Annotated in this window: 15 protein-coding genes; 12 read left to right on the top strand and 3 right to left on the bottom strand. The window is 71.3% G+C overall.

All coding sequences use genetic code 11. The features are described 5' to 3' along the window. Positions 1 to 24: 24 nt before the first annotated feature. On the bottom strand, positions 25 to 1,734 hold the full coding sequence (locus OVA21_RS12990) for a long-chain-fatty-acid--CoA ligase (protein WP_268092570.1): 1,710 nt from the start codon (positions 1,732 to 1,734) through the stop codon (positions 25 to 27). Positions 1,735 to 1,775: 41 nt separating this feature from the next. Between OVA21_RS12990 and OVA21_RS12985 the strand changes: the two genes are divergently transcribed. The 4 genes from OVA21_RS12985 to OVA21_RS12970 all read left to right on the top strand — a co-directional run bounded on the left by OVA21_RS12985 (position 1,776) and on the right by OVA21_RS12970 (position 5,847). Further along, entirely contained in the window at positions 1,776 to 2,522 is a 747-nt protein-coding gene (locus OVA21_RS12985; protein ID WP_268092569.1) for a phosphoglyceromutase, read from the top strand. A gap of 114 nt (positions 2,523 to 2,636) precedes the next feature. After that, positions 2,637 to 3,833 (top strand): sensor histidine kinase, encoded by a 1,197-nt coding sequence (locus tag OVA21_RS12980; protein WP_120286049.1) that lies wholly within the window; start codon positions 2,637 to 2,639, stop codon positions 3,831 to 3,833. Beyond that, positions 3,830 to 4,519, top strand: a complete 690-nt coding sequence (locus tag OVA21_RS12975) for a response regulator transcription factor (RefSeq protein WP_067717069.1) — start codon at positions 3,830 to 3,832, stop codon at positions 4,517 to 4,519. Before OVA21_RS12980 ends, OVA21_RS12975 begins: the two co-directional genes overlap by 4 nt. Before the next feature lie 236 nt (positions 4,520 to 4,755). Then, positions 4,756 to 5,847: an IS110 family transposase gene (locus OVA21_RS12970; RefSeq protein ID WP_216824185.1), complete on the top strand. Its 1,092-nt coding sequence runs from the start codon at positions 4,756 to 4,758 to the stop codon at positions 5,845 to 5,847. A gap of 45 nt (positions 5,848 to 5,892) precedes the next feature. On the opposite strand, the gene OVA21_RS12965 is transcribed toward OVA21_RS12970, so the two are convergent. Beyond that, positions 5,893 to 6,753, bottom strand: a complete 861-nt coding sequence (locus tag OVA21_RS12965; RefSeq protein WP_159147904.1) for a hypothetical protein — start codon at positions 6,751 to 6,753, stop codon at positions 5,893 to 5,895. Positions 6,754 to 6,786: 33 nt separating this feature from the next. Between OVA21_RS12965 and OVA21_RS12960 the strand changes: the two genes are divergently transcribed. The 7 genes from OVA21_RS12960 (at position 6,787) to OVA21_RS12930 (ending at position 14,083) form a co-directional block, all read left to right on the top strand. Further along, positions 6,787 to 7,734 (top strand): Ppx/GppA phosphatase family protein, encoded by a 948-nt coding sequence (locus OVA21_RS12960; protein ID WP_172815755.1) that lies wholly within the window; start codon positions 6,787 to 6,789, stop codon positions 7,732 to 7,734. Positions 7,735 to 7,736: 2 nt separating this feature from the next. After that, positions 7,737 to 9,602 (top strand): hypothetical protein, encoded by a 1,866-nt coding sequence (locus OVA21_RS12955; protein ID WP_268092568.1) that lies wholly within the window; start codon positions 7,737 to 7,739, stop codon positions 9,600 to 9,602. A gap of 300 nt (positions 9,603 to 9,902) precedes the next feature. Beyond that, a complete protein-coding gene (gene proC, locus OVA21_RS12950) occupies positions 9,903 to 10,745 on the top strand; it encodes a pyrroline-5-carboxylate reductase (protein ID WP_096906784.1) in 843 nt (280 codons plus the stop codon). A 284-nt stretch (positions 10,746 to 11,029) separates the two neighbouring features. Next, a complete protein-coding gene (locus OVA21_RS12945) occupies positions 11,030 to 11,251 on the top strand; it encodes a helix-turn-helix domain-containing protein (protein WP_067718677.1) in 222 nt (73 codons plus the stop codon). 182 nt (positions 11,252 to 11,433) lie between these two features. Continuing rightward, complete coding sequence (locus OVA21_RS12940; protein ID WP_003855542.1) at positions 11,434 to 11,535, top strand: 30S ribosomal protein bS22; 102 nt, start codon at positions 11,434 to 11,436, stop codon at positions 11,533 to 11,535. A gap of 221 nt (positions 11,536 to 11,756) precedes the next feature. Continuing rightward, positions 11,757 to 12,953 (top strand): NAD-dependent epimerase/dehydratase family protein, encoded by a 1,197-nt coding sequence (locus tag OVA21_RS12935; protein ID WP_268092567.1) that lies wholly within the window; start codon positions 11,757 to 11,759, stop codon positions 12,951 to 12,953. Continuing rightward, complete coding sequence (locus OVA21_RS12930) at positions 12,950 to 14,083, top strand: lysophospholipid acyltransferase family protein (protein WP_069389582.1); 1,134 nt, start codon at positions 12,950 to 12,952, stop codon at positions 14,081 to 14,083. Before OVA21_RS12935 ends, OVA21_RS12930 begins: the two co-directional genes overlap by 4 nt. Before the next feature lie 36 nt (positions 14,084 to 14,119). On the opposite strand, the gene OVA21_RS12925 is transcribed toward OVA21_RS12930, so the two are convergent. Continuing rightward, a complete protein-coding gene (locus OVA21_RS12925; protein WP_442778932.1) occupies positions 14,120 to 15,370 on the bottom strand; it encodes an HAD family hydrolase in 1,251 nt (416 codons plus the stop codon). A gap of 74 nt (positions 15,371 to 15,444) precedes the next feature. Here OVA21_RS12925 and OVA21_RS12920 point away from each other — a divergent pair, with 74 nt between their 5' ends. Further along, positions 15,445 to 15,714 carry a glutaredoxin family protein gene (locus OVA21_RS12920; protein WP_082923762.1) on the top strand — a complete coding sequence of 90 codons (270 nt, stop codon included), beginning with the start codon at positions 15,445 to 15,447 and terminating at the stop codon, positions 15,712 to 15,714. The last annotated feature ends 44 nt before the right edge of the window (positions 15,715 to 15,758 follow it).

The following is a 15,758-nucleotide window of genomic DNA, read 5'->3' as shown; positions in this document are numbered from 1 at the left end:
CTCGGGGCCGGGACAGCGCGCTGGTCAGGCGTTGATCTGCTGCGCGACCTTCTTGCGCAGGACCTTGCCCATCGGGTTGGTGGGCAGTTCGTCCAGTTCGACGAACTCGCGCGGGACCTTGTACCCGGCCAGCGAGCCCTTGCAGTGCGCGCGCAGGGCGTCGGGGTCGAGTGAAGCGCCGGGCTCCAGCACGACCGCGGCGATGACCTTCTCTCCGCCGTCGGAACTCGGGCGGCCCACCACGGCACAGTCCGCGACGCCCGGGGCCGTGCGCAGCACCGCCTCGACCTCCGACGGGTAGACGTTGAACCCGCCGGTGACGATCATCTCCTTGATCCGGTCCACCACGTGCAGGAAGCCGTCGCCGTCCTGGACCACGACGTCGCCGGTGCGGATCCAACCGTCGTGGAAGGTCTCGGCGGTGGCCTTCTCGTTGCGCCAGTAGCCCGGGAACACCTGCGGTCCTTTAACCAACAGTTCACCGGGCTCGCCGGCCGGTGCGTCGACCGAGGGGTCGTCCTTGTCCGCGACACGGATATCGGTGTCCGGGAACGGGACGCCGATGGAGCCGGCCCGCCTCGCCGTCGACATGGGGTTGCCGACGGTGATGGGGGAGGTCTCGGTCATCCCGTATCCCTCGACCAGGAGGCCGCCGGTGGCGGACTCCCACCTCTCGATGAGCTCGGCGGGCAGGCTCATGGCGCCGGACAGCGAGTGCCGGATGCCGTGCAGCGGGATCTTCCGCTTTTCGGCCTCCTCCAGGATCTTGGTGTAGATCGGCGGGACGGCCGGGATGAAGGTCGGCAGCTCCTTCTTCAGGATCGGCATGATGAGGTCCATGTCGGGGGTCGGGACCAGTTGGAGCCGCGCGCCCTCGGCGATCCCGAACACCACGCACAGCGTGACGCCGTAGGCGTGGAACATCGGCAGGGAGGCGAGGAACTTCTCCTCGCCCGGCGTGAGTTCGGGAACCCAGGCGCGACCCATCTTCGCGTTGGCCACCAGGTTGGCGTGGGTGAGCACGGCGCCCTTCGGGGTGCCGGTGGTGCCGGAGGTGTAGAGGATCAACGCGGGATCCTCGGCCGCCGGCCGCGGGTACGAGAAATCCAGCTCGGCGCCCGTCTCGAGGTCCGCCCAGTCCAGCGTGCCGGGTGCCGGCCGGGAGAGCTTGTCCCGGGAGGCGCGCAGTGACGGCACCGGCAGGTGCTTGAGCGCCAGCCTCTTGGCGGCGGGGAGCTCGTCGAGCAGGTCGACCGAGATGATGTGCTCGATCGCGGTGCCGGGCCGGTCGGCGAGGTCCCGCACCACGGGCGCGACGACGTTCCAGGTCACGACCACCTTCGCCCCGTGGTCGGCGAAGGGGCCCTCGAGCTCGTCGGCGGTGTACAGGGGGTTGTGCTCCACGACGATCGCACCGATGCGCAGGGCCGCATAGAAGACCGCGACGCCCTGGGGACAGTTGGGCAGCAGCACGGCGACGCGGTCGCCGCGGTCGACGCCCAGGCGCCGCAGGCCCTCGGCGGCGCGGCGCACCCGCCTGCCCAGGTCGGCGTAGGTGGTCAGGCGGCCGAAGAACTCGGTGGCGGGCCGGGACGAGTAGGAGCTCACGGCGTCGTCGAACTGGTCGATCAGCGTGGTGGTGCCGTAGTCGAGATCCTGCGTGGTCCCCGGCGTGTAGTGGACGGTCCACGGCCGCCCGGTCGATTCGGGGGTGTCTCCGGCGTGTGCGGTCATGTCTGCACCGTAGTCCTCGGAGCGCGGGTCATAATGGCCGTATGGCTTACGGAACACTCGTCCTCCTGCGTCACGGGCAGTCCACGTGGAACGCATCCAACCAGTTCACGGGCTGGGTCGATGTCGACCTCACCGATCTCGGTCGGGAGGAGGCGGTCCGCGGCGGAAAGCTCCTCGCCGAGGCCGGGATCCTGCCGGACATCCTGTACACCTCGCTGCTGCGTCGCGCGATCACCACCGCGAACATCGCGCTGGACGCCTGTGACCGCCACTGGGTCCCGGTGATCCGGCACTGGAAGCTCAACGAGCGTCACTACGGCAAGCTCCAGGGCCTGAACAAGGCGGAGATCAAGGACCAGTTCGGCGACGAGCAGTTCATGTTGTGGCGCCGCAGCTACGACACCCCGCCGCCGCCGATCGACCCGGCGGGCGAGTATTCGCAGACCTCCGACGTGCGCTACGCGGACCTGCCGGAGGTGCCGTTGACCGAGTGCCTCAAGGACGTCGTGGACCGGTTCATCCCGTACTACGTCGCCGAGATCGCCCCCAAGCTCGCGGAGGGCAAGACCGCGATGGTGGCCGCGCACGGCAACTCGCTGCGCGCCCTGGTCAAGCACCTCGACGGCATCTCCGACGAGGATATTGCCGGCCTGAACATCCCCACCGGGATCCCGCTGGTCTACCACTTCGACGAGACCGGGCTGGTCGCCAACCCGGGCGGCACCTACCTCGATCCGGAGGCCGCCGCCGCGGGTGCGGCCGCCGTGGCCAACCAGGGCGGCAAGTAGTAGGTGAAGGCCCGGTGAACGGGTCGCGAACCCCCGGCAGCCTGCGAACTTCGCGCAGGTGGCCGGGGGTTTGGCGATTCGGGCGCCGGAACGCCACACCGTAGGATCGGGGTCGTGCAGGTCAGTCTGGGGATCTTCCTCGCGATCGTCGCCGGGATCATCGGCTTCATCGTGGGCGGCTTCGTCGTCCCACTGATCCACCGACGCGGTGAGCGTCGGCGCGCGGAGCAGGCCGGGCCCAGCCGGCTGGATGTCCTGCGGGGCGTCTATCAGCAGGCGCCGTACGCACTGGCGGTCGTGGATCGCCACCAGGACGTGGTCCTCTACAACCGTCGTGCAGCGGAGTTGGGGATCGTCGATGACCGCCTGCTGGTGGAGCCGGTCTGGCGCGCTGCCCGGTCGACGTTCACGGACGGCCACCCCACCCGGTTCGACCTGCCCGCCAAGATGGCCCCCGGCCGCCGCCGCATCCCGTCGGTGAGCGGGCGCGGGGAGATCCTCGAGGGCAACGGTGAGCAGTTCGTCGTGGTCTTCGCCGACGACGACTCCGAGCACCGTCGTATGGAGGCGGCCCGCCGCGACTTCGTCGCCAACGTGTCGCACGAGCTCAAAACCCCGGTCGGGGCGATGGCGGTGCTCGCCGAGGCGCTGCTGGAGTCCAAGGACGACCCGGAGTCGGTCGAGTACTTCGGCGGACGCGTGGTGAGCGAGGCCCAGCGGCTCGGCAAGATGGTCTCCGAGCTCATCGAACTCTCGCGCCTGCAGGGCGCCGAGCGGATCCGCGACCCGGAACCGGTGGACGTGGACGACGTGGTGGCCGAGGCCCTGCGTCGGTCGGCGTCGGCGGCGGAGGCGGCCGGGATCGAATTCATCACTGATGCGCCGTCCGGGCTCGAGGTCAAGGGGGACTGGACCCTCCTGGTCACGGCGGTGTCGAACCTCATCTCGAACGCCATCAACTACTCGCCCGACCACACCCCGGTGTCGATCACCCGGTCCGCGACCGGGGACACCGTGACGCTGCGGGTCACCGACCGCGGGATCGGCATCGCCCCGGAGCACCAGGCCCGCGTCTTCGAGCGGTTCTTCCGCGTCGACAAGGCCCGTTCCCGCGCCACCGGCGGGACCGGGCTGGGTCTGGCGATCGTCAAGCACGTCGCCCAGAACCACAACGGCGCCGTCAGCCTGTGGAGCCGCCCCGGTACGGGGTCGACCTTCACACTCGAACTTCCGGCTCATGTGGAGCCGGGTGGCGCCGGGGGGACCCCCGGCGCTGAGCACGCCGACCAAGGAGAGGACCAGGTGCCGTGACCAGGGTGCTGATCGTGGAGGACGAGGACTCGCTGGCGGATCCGCTGGCGTTCCTGCTCCGCAAGGAAGGCTTCGAGGTCACCGTCGCGGGGGACGGCCCGACCGCGCTGGAGAACTTCGAGTCCGAGGGCGCGGACATCGTGCTGCTGGACCTCATGCTCCCCGGGATGTCCGGCACCGATGTGTGCAAGCGACTGCGGACGACGTCGACCGTCCCGGTGATCATGGTGACCGCCCGCGACAGTGAGATCGACAAGGTCGTCGGCCTGGAGCTGGGCGCCGACGACTACGTGACCAAGCCGTACTCGGCCCGCGAACTCATCGCCCGCATCCGGGCGGTGCTGCGCCGCGGCGCCGAGGCCGAGGCGGAGCCGGTCAGCGACATCGGCGTCCTGGAGTCGGGGCCGGTGCGGATGGACATCGAGCGGCACACGGTGCTGGTCCGCGGCACGGCCGTCACGCTGCCGCTCAAGGAGTTCGACCTGCTGGAGTACCTGCTGCGCAACTCGGGCCGGGTCCTCACGCGCGGACAGCTCATCGACCGGGTGTGGGGGTCGGACTACGTCGGCGACACCAAGACCCTCGACGTCCACGTCAAGCGTCTGCGCTCGAAGATCGAGTCCGATCCCGGCAAGCCGGTGCACCTGGTGACCGTCCGCGGGCTGGGCTACAAGTTCGAGGGCTGACAGTGATGATGTGTGTAGTGGTTCTTCGGGCGGGTCTGACTCACGGGCTGACCGTCGCGGTGGCTGACTAGAAGCGGATTTGTCGGCCCGCTCGGGGGATCGCTACGCACGCGACCGGACGGGCGTTTGTGACCTCATAGGAGCTTGGTTCAGAAGCCCCGCCACTGTCTTGTCCGCCCGCCTGGCCGGCGCGTGCTGCCCCACCGGGATCAACGAGAAAGGCAGCAGTGACCATGATGTCCGATCAGCACGTGCATGTCATCGCCGGAGTGGATACGCATGGCCAGACCCATCACGCGGCGGTGATCGACTCCCTCGGGCGGCATCTGGCCGACCGAGAGTTCCCGGCCACGGGTTCCGGGTACCGGCAGCTACTTTCATGGCTCGGCGGCCACGGCACCGTGCAGGCCGTTGGGGTCGAGGGCACCGGAGCCTACGGCGCCGAGCTGTCTCGGGTGCTGGCCCGGGCCGGACTACCGGTGGTCGAAGTCGACCGACCCGACCGCAAGACCCGGCGGATGAAGGGCAAGTCCGACCCGATAGACGCCTATGCCGCTGCTACCGCGGTCGCCTCCGGGCGTGCCACTGGCGTGCCGAAGACCCGCGACGGGATCGTGGAGGCCGTCCGGGCCTTGCGTGTGCCTCGGCGCTCCGCGGTCAAGGCCCGCACCCAAGCGATCAACCAGGCCAGGCAGCTGGTGATCACCGCTCCGGAGGAATTGCGAGCCCAGTTGCGTGGCCTGCCCGCCCGCGAGCTGGCCGCAGTCTGCGCCCGGTTCCGTCCCAGCGACCTCGCTAGTCCCCTCGGCGCGACCAAGGCGGCACTACGCATTCTGAGCCGCCGGATCCTGGCACTGAGTGAGGAGATCGCCGACCTCGACGTCGAGCTAAAAGCCCTGACCGCGCAGACGGCTCCGACCCTGATGAACCGCATGGGCGTGGGACCTGACGTCGCCGGGCAGCTTCTGGCCACCGCGGGCGACAACCCAGACAGGCTGCGCTCCGAAGCGGCGTTCGCGCACCTGTGCGGCGTGGCCCCGATCCCTGCCTCTTCAGGACGACGAGACCGACACCGACTCAACCGCGGTGGCGACCGGGCCGCGAACCACGCCCTGCATACCATCGCACTGAGCCGCATGCGATGGGACGAACGCACCCGCTCATACGTTCACCGACGAACCGCGCAAGGCCTGTCCAAGAAAGACATCATGCGCTGCCTCAAACGCCACATCGCGCGCGAGATCTACCATGCCCTGATCAACGACCTGCAGGCTCGCGACCCCGCCACCAAAGCACCGACCACCGCCGACCTCGCCAAAGCCGCTTGACATCCATAGGAGCATCCGCCCCCGCTGGATTCCGGACTTTCCCGGTCAGGTCTCGCTGGCTCGTTCGGTCTGCGCCCGCTCGGTCGCCGGGTGCACGGCCACGATCCCGAGCTGCCGCCGACGCCGGCACGCCGCGGCGAGCACCTCGTAGCACTGCGCGCCCAGGAGCTCGACGAGTTCGTCGTGCAGGGAGATGTAGACGGGGTCGACGCCGACGTGAGCCTCGGGCGAGCCTGTGCAGTACCAGTCGAGGTCCAGCCCGCCCGGGCCCCAGCCGCGGCGGTCGTACTCGCCGACGCGGGTGTGGAGGATTTCCACCTCGTCGGGACGGGTCTCCCATTCGCGGGTCACGTGGATCGGCAGCTGCCAACACACGTCCGGCTTGGACTCGGGCAGGCTCCGCCCCGTCCGCCCGGCCAAGTGGTGCAGGGCGCAGCCCGACCCGGTCGGCCATCCGACGTCGTTGAAGAATACGCACCTCCCGCCCAGGCGGCGCGTCCTGAGAGCGGGCTCCATCTCGCCGTCGTCGCCGGTCAGTTCGTCCTCCTCCAGCCACGCCTCCTGCGCGGCCCCCTCCGCCGTCGCGGCGGCGTGGGCGGCCTCGCGGTGCTGCCATTCCTCCGGACGCAGCAGGGCGACGTTGGCCTCGAGCCGTTGCCGGTCGGAGTCGTCGGAGAGGAAGGCGCCGTGCGTGCAGCAGCCGGAGTCGGGCTGGTCGCGGTCGATGCCGTGGCAGGCGGGCGTGCCGAAGACGCACGTCCACGACGACAGCAGCCAGGTCATGTCGGCGGAGATCAGATGTTCGTCATTCGCGGGGTCGGGGAACGTGTACCACTCCCGCGGGAAGTCGAGGGGGACCTCGGGCTGAGGGGCGCCCGGGGTCGGGGGGCGTTCGGTGGCGGTCACAACCTGCGACCGTAGACCGTTTAGGGTGGTCGTGTGAGATTAGGTGTCCTGGACGTGGGAAGTAACACGGTCCACTTCGTGGTGGTCGATGCCCACCGGGGTGGTCATCCCACGCCCATGAACGATTCCAAGACCCGGCTACGCCTGATCGAGTACCTGGACGACGACAACAACATCTCCAAGACCGGCATCGCCCGGCTCATCGACGCGGTCAACGAGGCCGCCGAGCTCGCCGAGGCCACCAAGTGCCGCGAGGTCATGGCGTTGGCCACCTCCGCCGTGCGCGACGCGGCCAACTCGGACGACGTGTTGGCCAAGGTGGAGAAGGAGACCGGCATCGAGCTGCGGGTGCTCTCCGGTGAGGACGAGGCGCGCATGACGTTCCTCGCCGCGCGTCGGTGGTACGGCTGGAGCGCGGGGCGGATCATCAACCTCGACATCGGTGGTGGGTCGTTGGAAATGACCCACGGGGAGGACGAGCTGCCCGAGCAGGCGTTCAGTCTGCAGCTGGGCGCCGGCCGGCTCACCCACGACTGGTTCAAGACCGACCCGCCGGAGCGCAAGCGCATCAACCAGCTGCGTGACTACATCGACGCCGAGCTCGACGGGCCGGCCCGGGAACTCCGGGCGGCCGGTGAGCCCGACCTCGCGTGCGCCACCTCCAAGACGTTCCGTATGTTGGCCCGGCTCACGGGTGCGGCGCCGTCGTCGGAGGGCCCGCGCGTGGAGCGGGTCCTCACGGCCGCCGGTCTGCGGCAGGTGATCGCGTTTATCTCCCGCATGACGGCCGCCGACAGGGCAGAGTTGGAGGGCATCAGCTCCGACCGCTCGCATCAGGTGGTGGCGGGAGCGCTGGTGGCGGAGGCGTCCATGCGTGCGTTGGGTCTGGAAAGTGTGAAAATCTGTCCGTGGGCTCTGCGAGAGGGGCTCATCCTGCAGCGTCTCGACCGGGACGTGGGCGGCGACGGGAAGGGGAGCTGACGATGGCCGAGGATTCAGACGGTCAGCAGATCACCGTGGCGGAGTTGCTCAAGCGCATGGGCGCGGAGCAGCAGGACGCCCCGGCCGGGCGTCGGCGTCGCCGGGCCGACGAGGGCGGCGGACTCAGCGTCTCCGAGCTCACCGGTGAGATCCCCAAGATCACCGACGACACCGTGCTCGGTGGTCGCGCGGCGCGGCGTCGGGCGCGGGAGGCCGAAGAGGCCGCGGCCGCCGGTGGCGACGCCGAGCGGGACGCGGAGTCGGGTGCCGACGGTGGTGCCCCGACGGGCGCCGGGGAGACCCCGGGGACGACGACGAGGTCGTCCACCTCTGAGGCCCCGCAGACCCCGCGGCCCTCGGGACGGCGGCGGGCCCCGGAGGCAGGGGCGCCCGCGTCCACGCCGGCCGGGTCGGCCGAGAAGTCGTCCGCGGCGAAGGCCACCACGCCATCGGGCACCACCACGCCGCCGGCCTCGTCGACGGCCACCACGACGCCGTCCACCCCGCCGTCGGCAACCACACCGCCGGCTTCGCAGCAGGCCACCACGCGGATGCCGGCCGCCTCACCGCAGCAGGCCCCGACGTCGGCGACTCCGTCCGCGCCCGCCCCGTCGCGCTCCGCCTCCGATGACGCCGGCCAGCAGGGAAAGAAGGGCGGTCTGCGCGGGCTGTTCGGCCGCAAGCGCAAGGATGCGGAGCAGTCGGGGTCCGACGCTCCCGCCACCCGCCCGACGCCCGCTGATCGTGGGGGCGTGGGGCCCGCCGGCGCCGCGGCCGCAGGTGTTGCGGGCGCTGCTGCTGCCGGTGTCGCCGGCACCGCAGCCCCGGGCTCGGGCGACAAGTCAGCTCCGTCCGCAGCGGCCGGAACGGCAGACAAGGCCGCGCCGGCCTCGTCCACCGCCCCGGCGGTCAAGCCCGGCACCGACAAGCCCGCCACCGCCAAGCCCGCCACCGGCAAGTCCGGTACCGACAAGTCTGCCGCGACCTCCGGTTCTGCCGAGGTCGGCAAGGCTTCCGGGGCCACCGACACGGCCGTCACAGCAGACAAGCGCGTCACCGAGAAGTCCGCCGGGACCCCCGCCGCTCCGGCGGCCGACAAGCCCGCCGCCGCAGACAAGCCCGCCGCAGGGGCCGATGCCTCCGCATGGGGTGTGCCGTCGGGCAGTGGCTCGACCGCCCGCCGCGCCCCCGAGGCGACCGCCGAGCAGTCCGACGATTCCGACTCCGCCACGCGCGGGGGTGCCCTGGGTGCGGCGACCGCTGCCGCCGCCGGAGGTGCGGGAGTCGCGGGAATGGCCGCGGCAGTGGCCGGCGCGGGCACCGGAACCGAGCGGCCGAAGCTCGACGAGACGAAGTCCGGCGCGGCGCAGACCGACGCGGCGCAGACCGAGGCGACGAAGGCCGGCGCAACGACAGCGGACCAGCAGCCGGTCGCCCGGCCCGGGGCCGACGCCCCCGTCGCCGACCGGACGAGCACAGACCAACCCGGCGCCGACCGGGCCGACGCTCCGACCCCCGCGCCCGCGTCGCAGCAGACCCCGGCGGAGCCGGACAGCTCGCAGTACCGTGACATCGACGACGCCCCCGGCGGAGCCGAGCCCGAGCGGTCGCCGGCGTCGCAGTGGCTGATCCTCGTCGCGCAGGTGCTCGCCTCCGCGGTCGCGGGCGCGGCACTGTTCATCGGCTTCCAATTGCTCTGGCGCGACCTGCCGTGGGTGGCCTTTGCGCTGGCGATCGTCGTGATCGTCGGACTGGTGGCCATGGTCCGCGTCCTGCGCAGGAGCAACGACTCCGTCAGCATCGCCCTCGCGGTGATCGTCGGCCTGGGCGTGACGTGCGGGCCACTCCTGCTCAGACTCGTCTCCTAGCCGCATCCCGGCCACGACCCGCACCCCGCCCGCGCCTGCTCCAGGTGCGGGCGGGGCCGTTTCAGCCGCGGTGCGCGAGCGGGAACCGGCGACGGGCAACCGAATCCCTCCCGCCGCCCATCCGATGTCGCTCCACCCACCGGATGCGATAGGTGGAGCGACATCGAATAGGCGGCGGTGGCGGCGGGCGCGATTCGATGGGTGGCGCGAGCGGGCGGCCCCGTTCGACCGCGGCCGGCGGGCAGCCCCGTCCCCCGCGGCCGGCGGCCGGCCGCGCACGCGTGTGGCACTGTAAAGGGCATGACGAGAATCGCAGTGGTCGGTGGCGGACGCATCGGCGAGGCCCTCATCGCGGGACTCCGTGAGGCCGGGACCGAGCCGTCGGACATCGTGGTGATCGAGGCCGTGGAGGCCCGCGCCGAGCAGTTGGCCAAGAAATACAACATCCTGTCCACCAGCCTCGACATCGGCTGCGAGGGCGCCGACGTGATCGTGGTTGCCGTCAAGCCCCAGGACGTGCCGGCGGTGGTCGGCCGCATCGGCGACGCCATCTCCGACAGCGTCCACGAGTCGATCGTGGTCTCGCTCGCGGCCGGCGTGCCGACGACCGTGCTGGAGAACAAGCTCAGCGCCGGCTCGCCGGTCGTGCGGGTCATGCCCAACACGGCGATGCTCGTCGGGCACGGCGTCTCCGCGCTCTGCAAGGGCCGCTATGCGCGCGATGAGCATCTCGAGCAGGTGTCCACGATCATGGAGAGCGTGGGCCTCGTCGTCGTCGTCACCGAGGCCCAGATGGACGCGGTGACCGCGGTGTCCGGGTCCGGCCCCGCCTACTTCTTCCTCATGGCGGAGGCGATGGTCGACGCCGGCGTGGAGCGCGGGCTGCCGCGCGACGTGGCGCTGAAGCTGGCGGCCGGCACGGCGCTCGGCGCGGGCGCGATGCTCACCGGCGGCGGCGAGGGACCCGCCGAACTGCGCTACAACGTCAGCTCCCCGGGCGGCACCACCGCCGCGGCGATCCGCAGGCTGGAGGCCGGGGGACTGCGCTCGGCGGTGGCGGACGCGGTCGAGGCGGCGGCGTCGCGGTCGCGGGCGTTGGCACTGGCCTCCACCGATGGCGACGACGACGACGAGATCGACTGACCCCGCCACCCGGGCCCGTCGCCGAGGCGACCGAACGGGCCGGGTGTGCGCGTACCGAACCGGCCCGCCGGGTGAGATGTGACCCACCCGGCGGGTCGCTTATGTAGCACAAGCCCAGTTCAGGGCGGGTGAGGCGCGGATCGGGCGGCGTGTCGTCGATGTAATTCGCCCACTCCCGTCGCATTGATCACACCATTCACGCTAGGCTCATACCCAGCACGTGCGTGTCCGTACCGCAGGAGGGGAAGCCTGCGGCACGACGCGTGCCACGAAGGGTTGTGACGATGGCGACTACCGACAAGACCGATAGCGGCGCACAGGCGGCGGGGGGCTCGCAGTTCCTCACCGTGGCCGAGGTCGCCGCGCTGATGCGCGTGTCCAAGATGACGGTCTACAGGCTCGTCCACTCGGGCGAACTGCCCGCCGTGCGGGTGGGGCGGTCGTTCCGGGTCCACTCCAAGGCCGTGCACGAGTACCTCGACACGTCGTACTTCTCCGCGGGCTGACGCACTGAACCGCCCCGGCGGGGCGGTGTCCGGCCCGTTTTCGTGGCCGCGGGGAGCGAGAGGTAGTCTGGACGGGTTCCGTCCCGGCTTTCGAGCTCGCTCTCAGGCGCCGGAGCGCAAGTCAAGGCCCTTCGCGGGCTGTAAGGCCCCAGACCAGTAGTCGACAGGTAGGTGACCCCGATATGGGTTCTGTGATCAAGAAGCGCCGCAAGCGTATGTCCAAGAAGAAGCACCGCAAGATGCTCCGCCGGACCCGCGTGCAGCGTCGCAAACTCGGTAAGTGAGTCCGGCGGCGCCTCGGTAGCGCCCGGACTCACGCCTGTAGCAGATGCCCGTCACCGACAGTGGTGGCGGGCATCGGTGTATTTCGGGGCGGGGTGTCGACGCGGGGTGGGGCGTCGACCCGGGGCGGGGCGGGTCAGGGCGGGTCAGGGCGTTGTCCGGATCGCGCGGGCTGTGAGGTCCGCGCACATGGGCAGGGGGGTCCGCAGTTAGACTCGGGCGGGTGGACACCGAACTGCCCGACCGTAGCCCGGCTCGTGCCGTCGCGGTCGTGGGCGGCAGCCGGTATCTCGGCGCCCACCTGGTCGGCATGCTGCTGCGCAACGACTCCGTCGAGCGCGTCCTGGCGATCGACTCGGTCAAGCCGTCGCCGCAGCACCGCCGACGGATGCGCGACGCCGAGTTCGTGCGCCTCGACCCGCAGTCCCCGCGCCTGCAGGGGATTCTGCGTGAGGCCGGCATCGACACGGTCGTGCACGCCGGGCTGCACCACACCGATTTCGCCCCCGGCGGCCGCGCGGCCGTCAAGGAGGCCAACATCATGGGCTCCATGCACGTGATCGCCGCGTGCGGACGGGCCGCGACGGTCAAGCGGTTCGTGCTCATCTCGTCGACCTCGGTGTACGGCTCCTCGGGGGTCGACCCGGCGATGTTCACCGAGGACATGGCCGCCCGGCGCCTGCCCGGTGGCGGCATCCCCCTCGACCACTCGTCGGTCGAGGGCTACGTGCGGGGGATGTCCCGCAAGCGCCCGGACATCGACGTGACGATCCTGCGCATCCCGGCCATCCTCGGGCTGCCCGAGCCCACGGTGGTCGGCGAGCTGCTGCTGCCGTCGGTGGCGCCGGTACTGGCCGGGTACGACCCGCGCATCCAGCTGCTGCACCCGCAGGACGCACTCGATGCGCTGCTGCACGCCGCGACGGGGGCGCCCCCCGGGACGTACAACATCGCGGCCGACGGCATCCTCACCCTGACGCAGGCCATCCGCCGCGCCGGCCACATCCCGCTGCCGGTGATGCCGCAGACGTTCAAACTCGCGGCGCGGTTGCTCTCCAGCCAGGGACTGCGCGACATCGGGCCCTCGCAGCTGCGCTACCTGCGGTACGGCCGCACCATGGACACCACCCGGATGCGCACCAGGTTCGGGTTCACGCCCCGGTACACCACCGAGGAGGCGCTGCACGCCTACCTCGTCGACTCGGGGGCCGAGCCCCTCGTCACGCGCGCCGCACTCGAGCGCAAGACCGCCAAGATCGCCAGCAGACTGCCCGGCCCGGTGGCCAGCCGACTGCGCGCGGGCGTGAACTCGACCATCGGCGAGCTCGAGTCGATAGGGGCCCTGCCGGAGCCGATCGAGCCCGATTCGAACCGGCCGGAGACGAACGAGCCCGACCCGATCGAGGAGGGGGCGCCGTGAAGGGCCCGGAATTCGACCTGTCCCAACCACTCGGCGGCCCCCGCTGGGGAGAGGGCCGACGCGACGCCCCCGGTTACCGAACCGTCGGCGAGGGCTTCGTAGGGGAGACCACCAACAGCGATGCCGCGGCCACCGAGCTCGGCAGGATCGTCGACAGGTTCCTCACCTCCCTGCGCAGCTCGATCGGTCAGGTGGTCGACGCACTGCCCCTCGACGCCGAGGTCCTGGCGCCCGTCCGCGAACTGACCCGCGGTGTCGACACGATGCTCGCGACCGGCGACGTCAGCGCCCTGTCCACCCTCGCCGACGCCGTCAACGCCGCCGGCGAGCTCTTGGCCACCCGTGTCACCGGCGGGTACGAGGTCGACGAGTTCGGGTTCGACGAGCACTTCCACACCAACGTGTGGCTGCCCCTGTGGCGGCCGCTGTTCGAGCACTGGTTCCGGGTCGAGGTGATCGGTGCCGAGAACATCCCCGCCGACGGCGCCGGCCTGATCGTCTCCAACCATGCCGGCGTCCTTCCGCTCGACGGGATGATGACCACCGTCGCCGTCCACGACCACGCCGGACGCGCCCTGCGTCTGCTCGCCGCCGACCTGGCCATGTCGCTGCCGGTGTCCGCGCCGCTGGCCCGCCGGGCGGGGGCGACCCTGGCCTGTGCCGCCGACGCCGAGCGCCTGCTGGAGAGCGGTCACGTGGTGGCCGTGTGGCCGGAGGGCTTCAAGGGGCTCGGCAAGCCGTTCGCCGACCGCTACCGCCTGCAGCGCTTCGGCCGCGGCGGGTTCGTGGCCACCGCCCTGGCCGCTGGCGCGCCGATCATCCCGTGCTCGGTGGTCGGCTCCGAGGAGATCTACCCCAAGATCGGTGAGGTCCCGGCGCTCGCGCGGCTGCTCGGCCTGCCGTACATGCCCGTCACGCCCGCGTTCCCGCTCCTCGGCGCGCTCGGCGGCATCCCGCTGCCCACCAAGTGGACGATCGAGTTCGGCGAGCCGATCGAGACCTCGCACCTGGGGCCCGACGCCGCAGAGGACCCGATGGTGGTCTTCGAGATCACCGACCAGGTCCGGGAGACCATCCAGAACACGCTGTTCCGCAACCTCGCCCGCCGCGGCAGCGTCTTCTTCGGCTGAGCCGGCGGCGGGGGAGCGCCCCGGCGCGGGCCCGCGTCAGAAGATGCGGCGCACCCGGTCCATCGCGCGGCTGCCGTAGTAAGAGCGCGCGGCCGCCCGGGCGCCCGCGAGCCCGCCGACGGCGAGAACACCCGGCATCGCCTTCTTCGCGGCCTTGCGGACGGTGCGGAAGTCCTTGATGTTCCAGCCGTTCTCCGAGGCGTACTTGCGCAGCTTCGAATCCGGGTTGATGGCGACCGGGTTGCCCACCATCGTGAGCATCGGCATGTCGTTGAAACTGTCCGAGTACGCGTAGCACTTGGCCAGGTCGAAGCCCTCGGCCTCGGCGAGCTTGGCGATCGCGTGCGCCTTGCCGGGCCCGTGCAGGATGTCGCCCACGAGCCGGCCGGTGTAGACGCCGTACTCCTCCTCCGCGACCGTGCCCAGCGCACCCGTCAGGCCCAACCGGGCGGCGATCACCCGCGCCAGCATCACCGGCGTCGCGGTGACCAGCCAGACCTGCTGCCCGGCGTCCAGGTGCATCTGCACCAGCGAGCGGGTGCCCGGCCAGACGCGGTCGAGCATCGAGGTGTCCACGACCTCCTCGCTCAGTTCGGTCAGTTCGGCGACGGTGCGACCCTTGACGAAGCTCAGGGCCTTGTCGCGTCCGGTGGCGACGTCCTCGGCGTTCTCCTCCCCGGAGATCCGGAACTTGGCCTGCGACCACGCCAACCCGGCGACGTCGCGCGCGGTGAAGAAGCGATGCTTGGCCAGCCCGCGGGCCAGCAGGATGATCGACGCGCCCTGGATGAGGGTGTTGTCCACGTCGAAGAACGCCGCGACCCGCGGGTCCGGCACAAACGGCTCGAGCGACTCGTCGGTCTCGGCGGCGGCACGGTCGGCGGCGGCACGGTCGGTTGCCGCACGCTCCGCGACGGCGTCCGCGGGGCGGTCGGCGACGGCGGTCCCGGCGCCCGCGCCCGCGCCCGCGCCGGACCCCTCGCCCTCGCCCTCGGCGGGGTCGTAGTCGGCCAGCGGCGGGCCGGGCTCGGCACCGGGCTCGAGTTTGACGGCGTGCTGGGCAGAGGCCTCACCGGCGCGCCGCTGGATCCGCGCGTCGCGGCGCCGCCACAGCAGCCGACCCAGAGCCGAGCCGAGATCGGCACGACCGGGAAGCCGCGGGCCGGACCGGGAGCGGTGGGACTCCACCGGTTCGGCGGCGTCCTCGGAGGCCTCGCCGCCGGGGGTGGGCGCGTTGTCGTCGTCGTTGTCGTCGGCGTCGTCGTTCACCGAGCGGGAGTCGTTCACCGGGCGGGACCTCCTCAAGGGGCGCGGGGACCCCATCCTAGGGCAGCCCCGAGGGGGTGGTGCACTATCGAGCCATGGTGCACACGGTGACCCTGTTGACCCGCGAGGGCTGCGGCAGCTGCGTCCGCGTCCACGGCCAGTTGATCCCACTGTGCGAGGGTGCGGGCGCCCGGCTCGAGGTGACCGACGTCGACCACGCCGCGGACCGCGAACTCGCCGCCGAATACGGCGACCGCCTGCCGGTGGTGTTGGTCGACGGCGCGGAGCATTCGTGTTGGGAGGTCGACGACGACGAGCTGCTGGCCACCCTCGCCGGGGCCGGCCCGTTCCCGGGATGGGACTGAACCGGCCGACGGGCGCGGGCGGTGCCGGGGGTGCGCGCGGCGGT

It is taken from the genome of Dietzia sp. SL131 (assembly GCF_026672565.1).
Lineage (GTDB): Bacteria > Actinomycetota > Actinomycetes > Mycobacteriales > Mycobacteriaceae > Dietzia > Dietzia kunjamensis.
The sequence above is the reverse complement of the archived record's forward strand: the minus strand, read 5'-3'. Positions and strand labels throughout refer to the sequence as shown.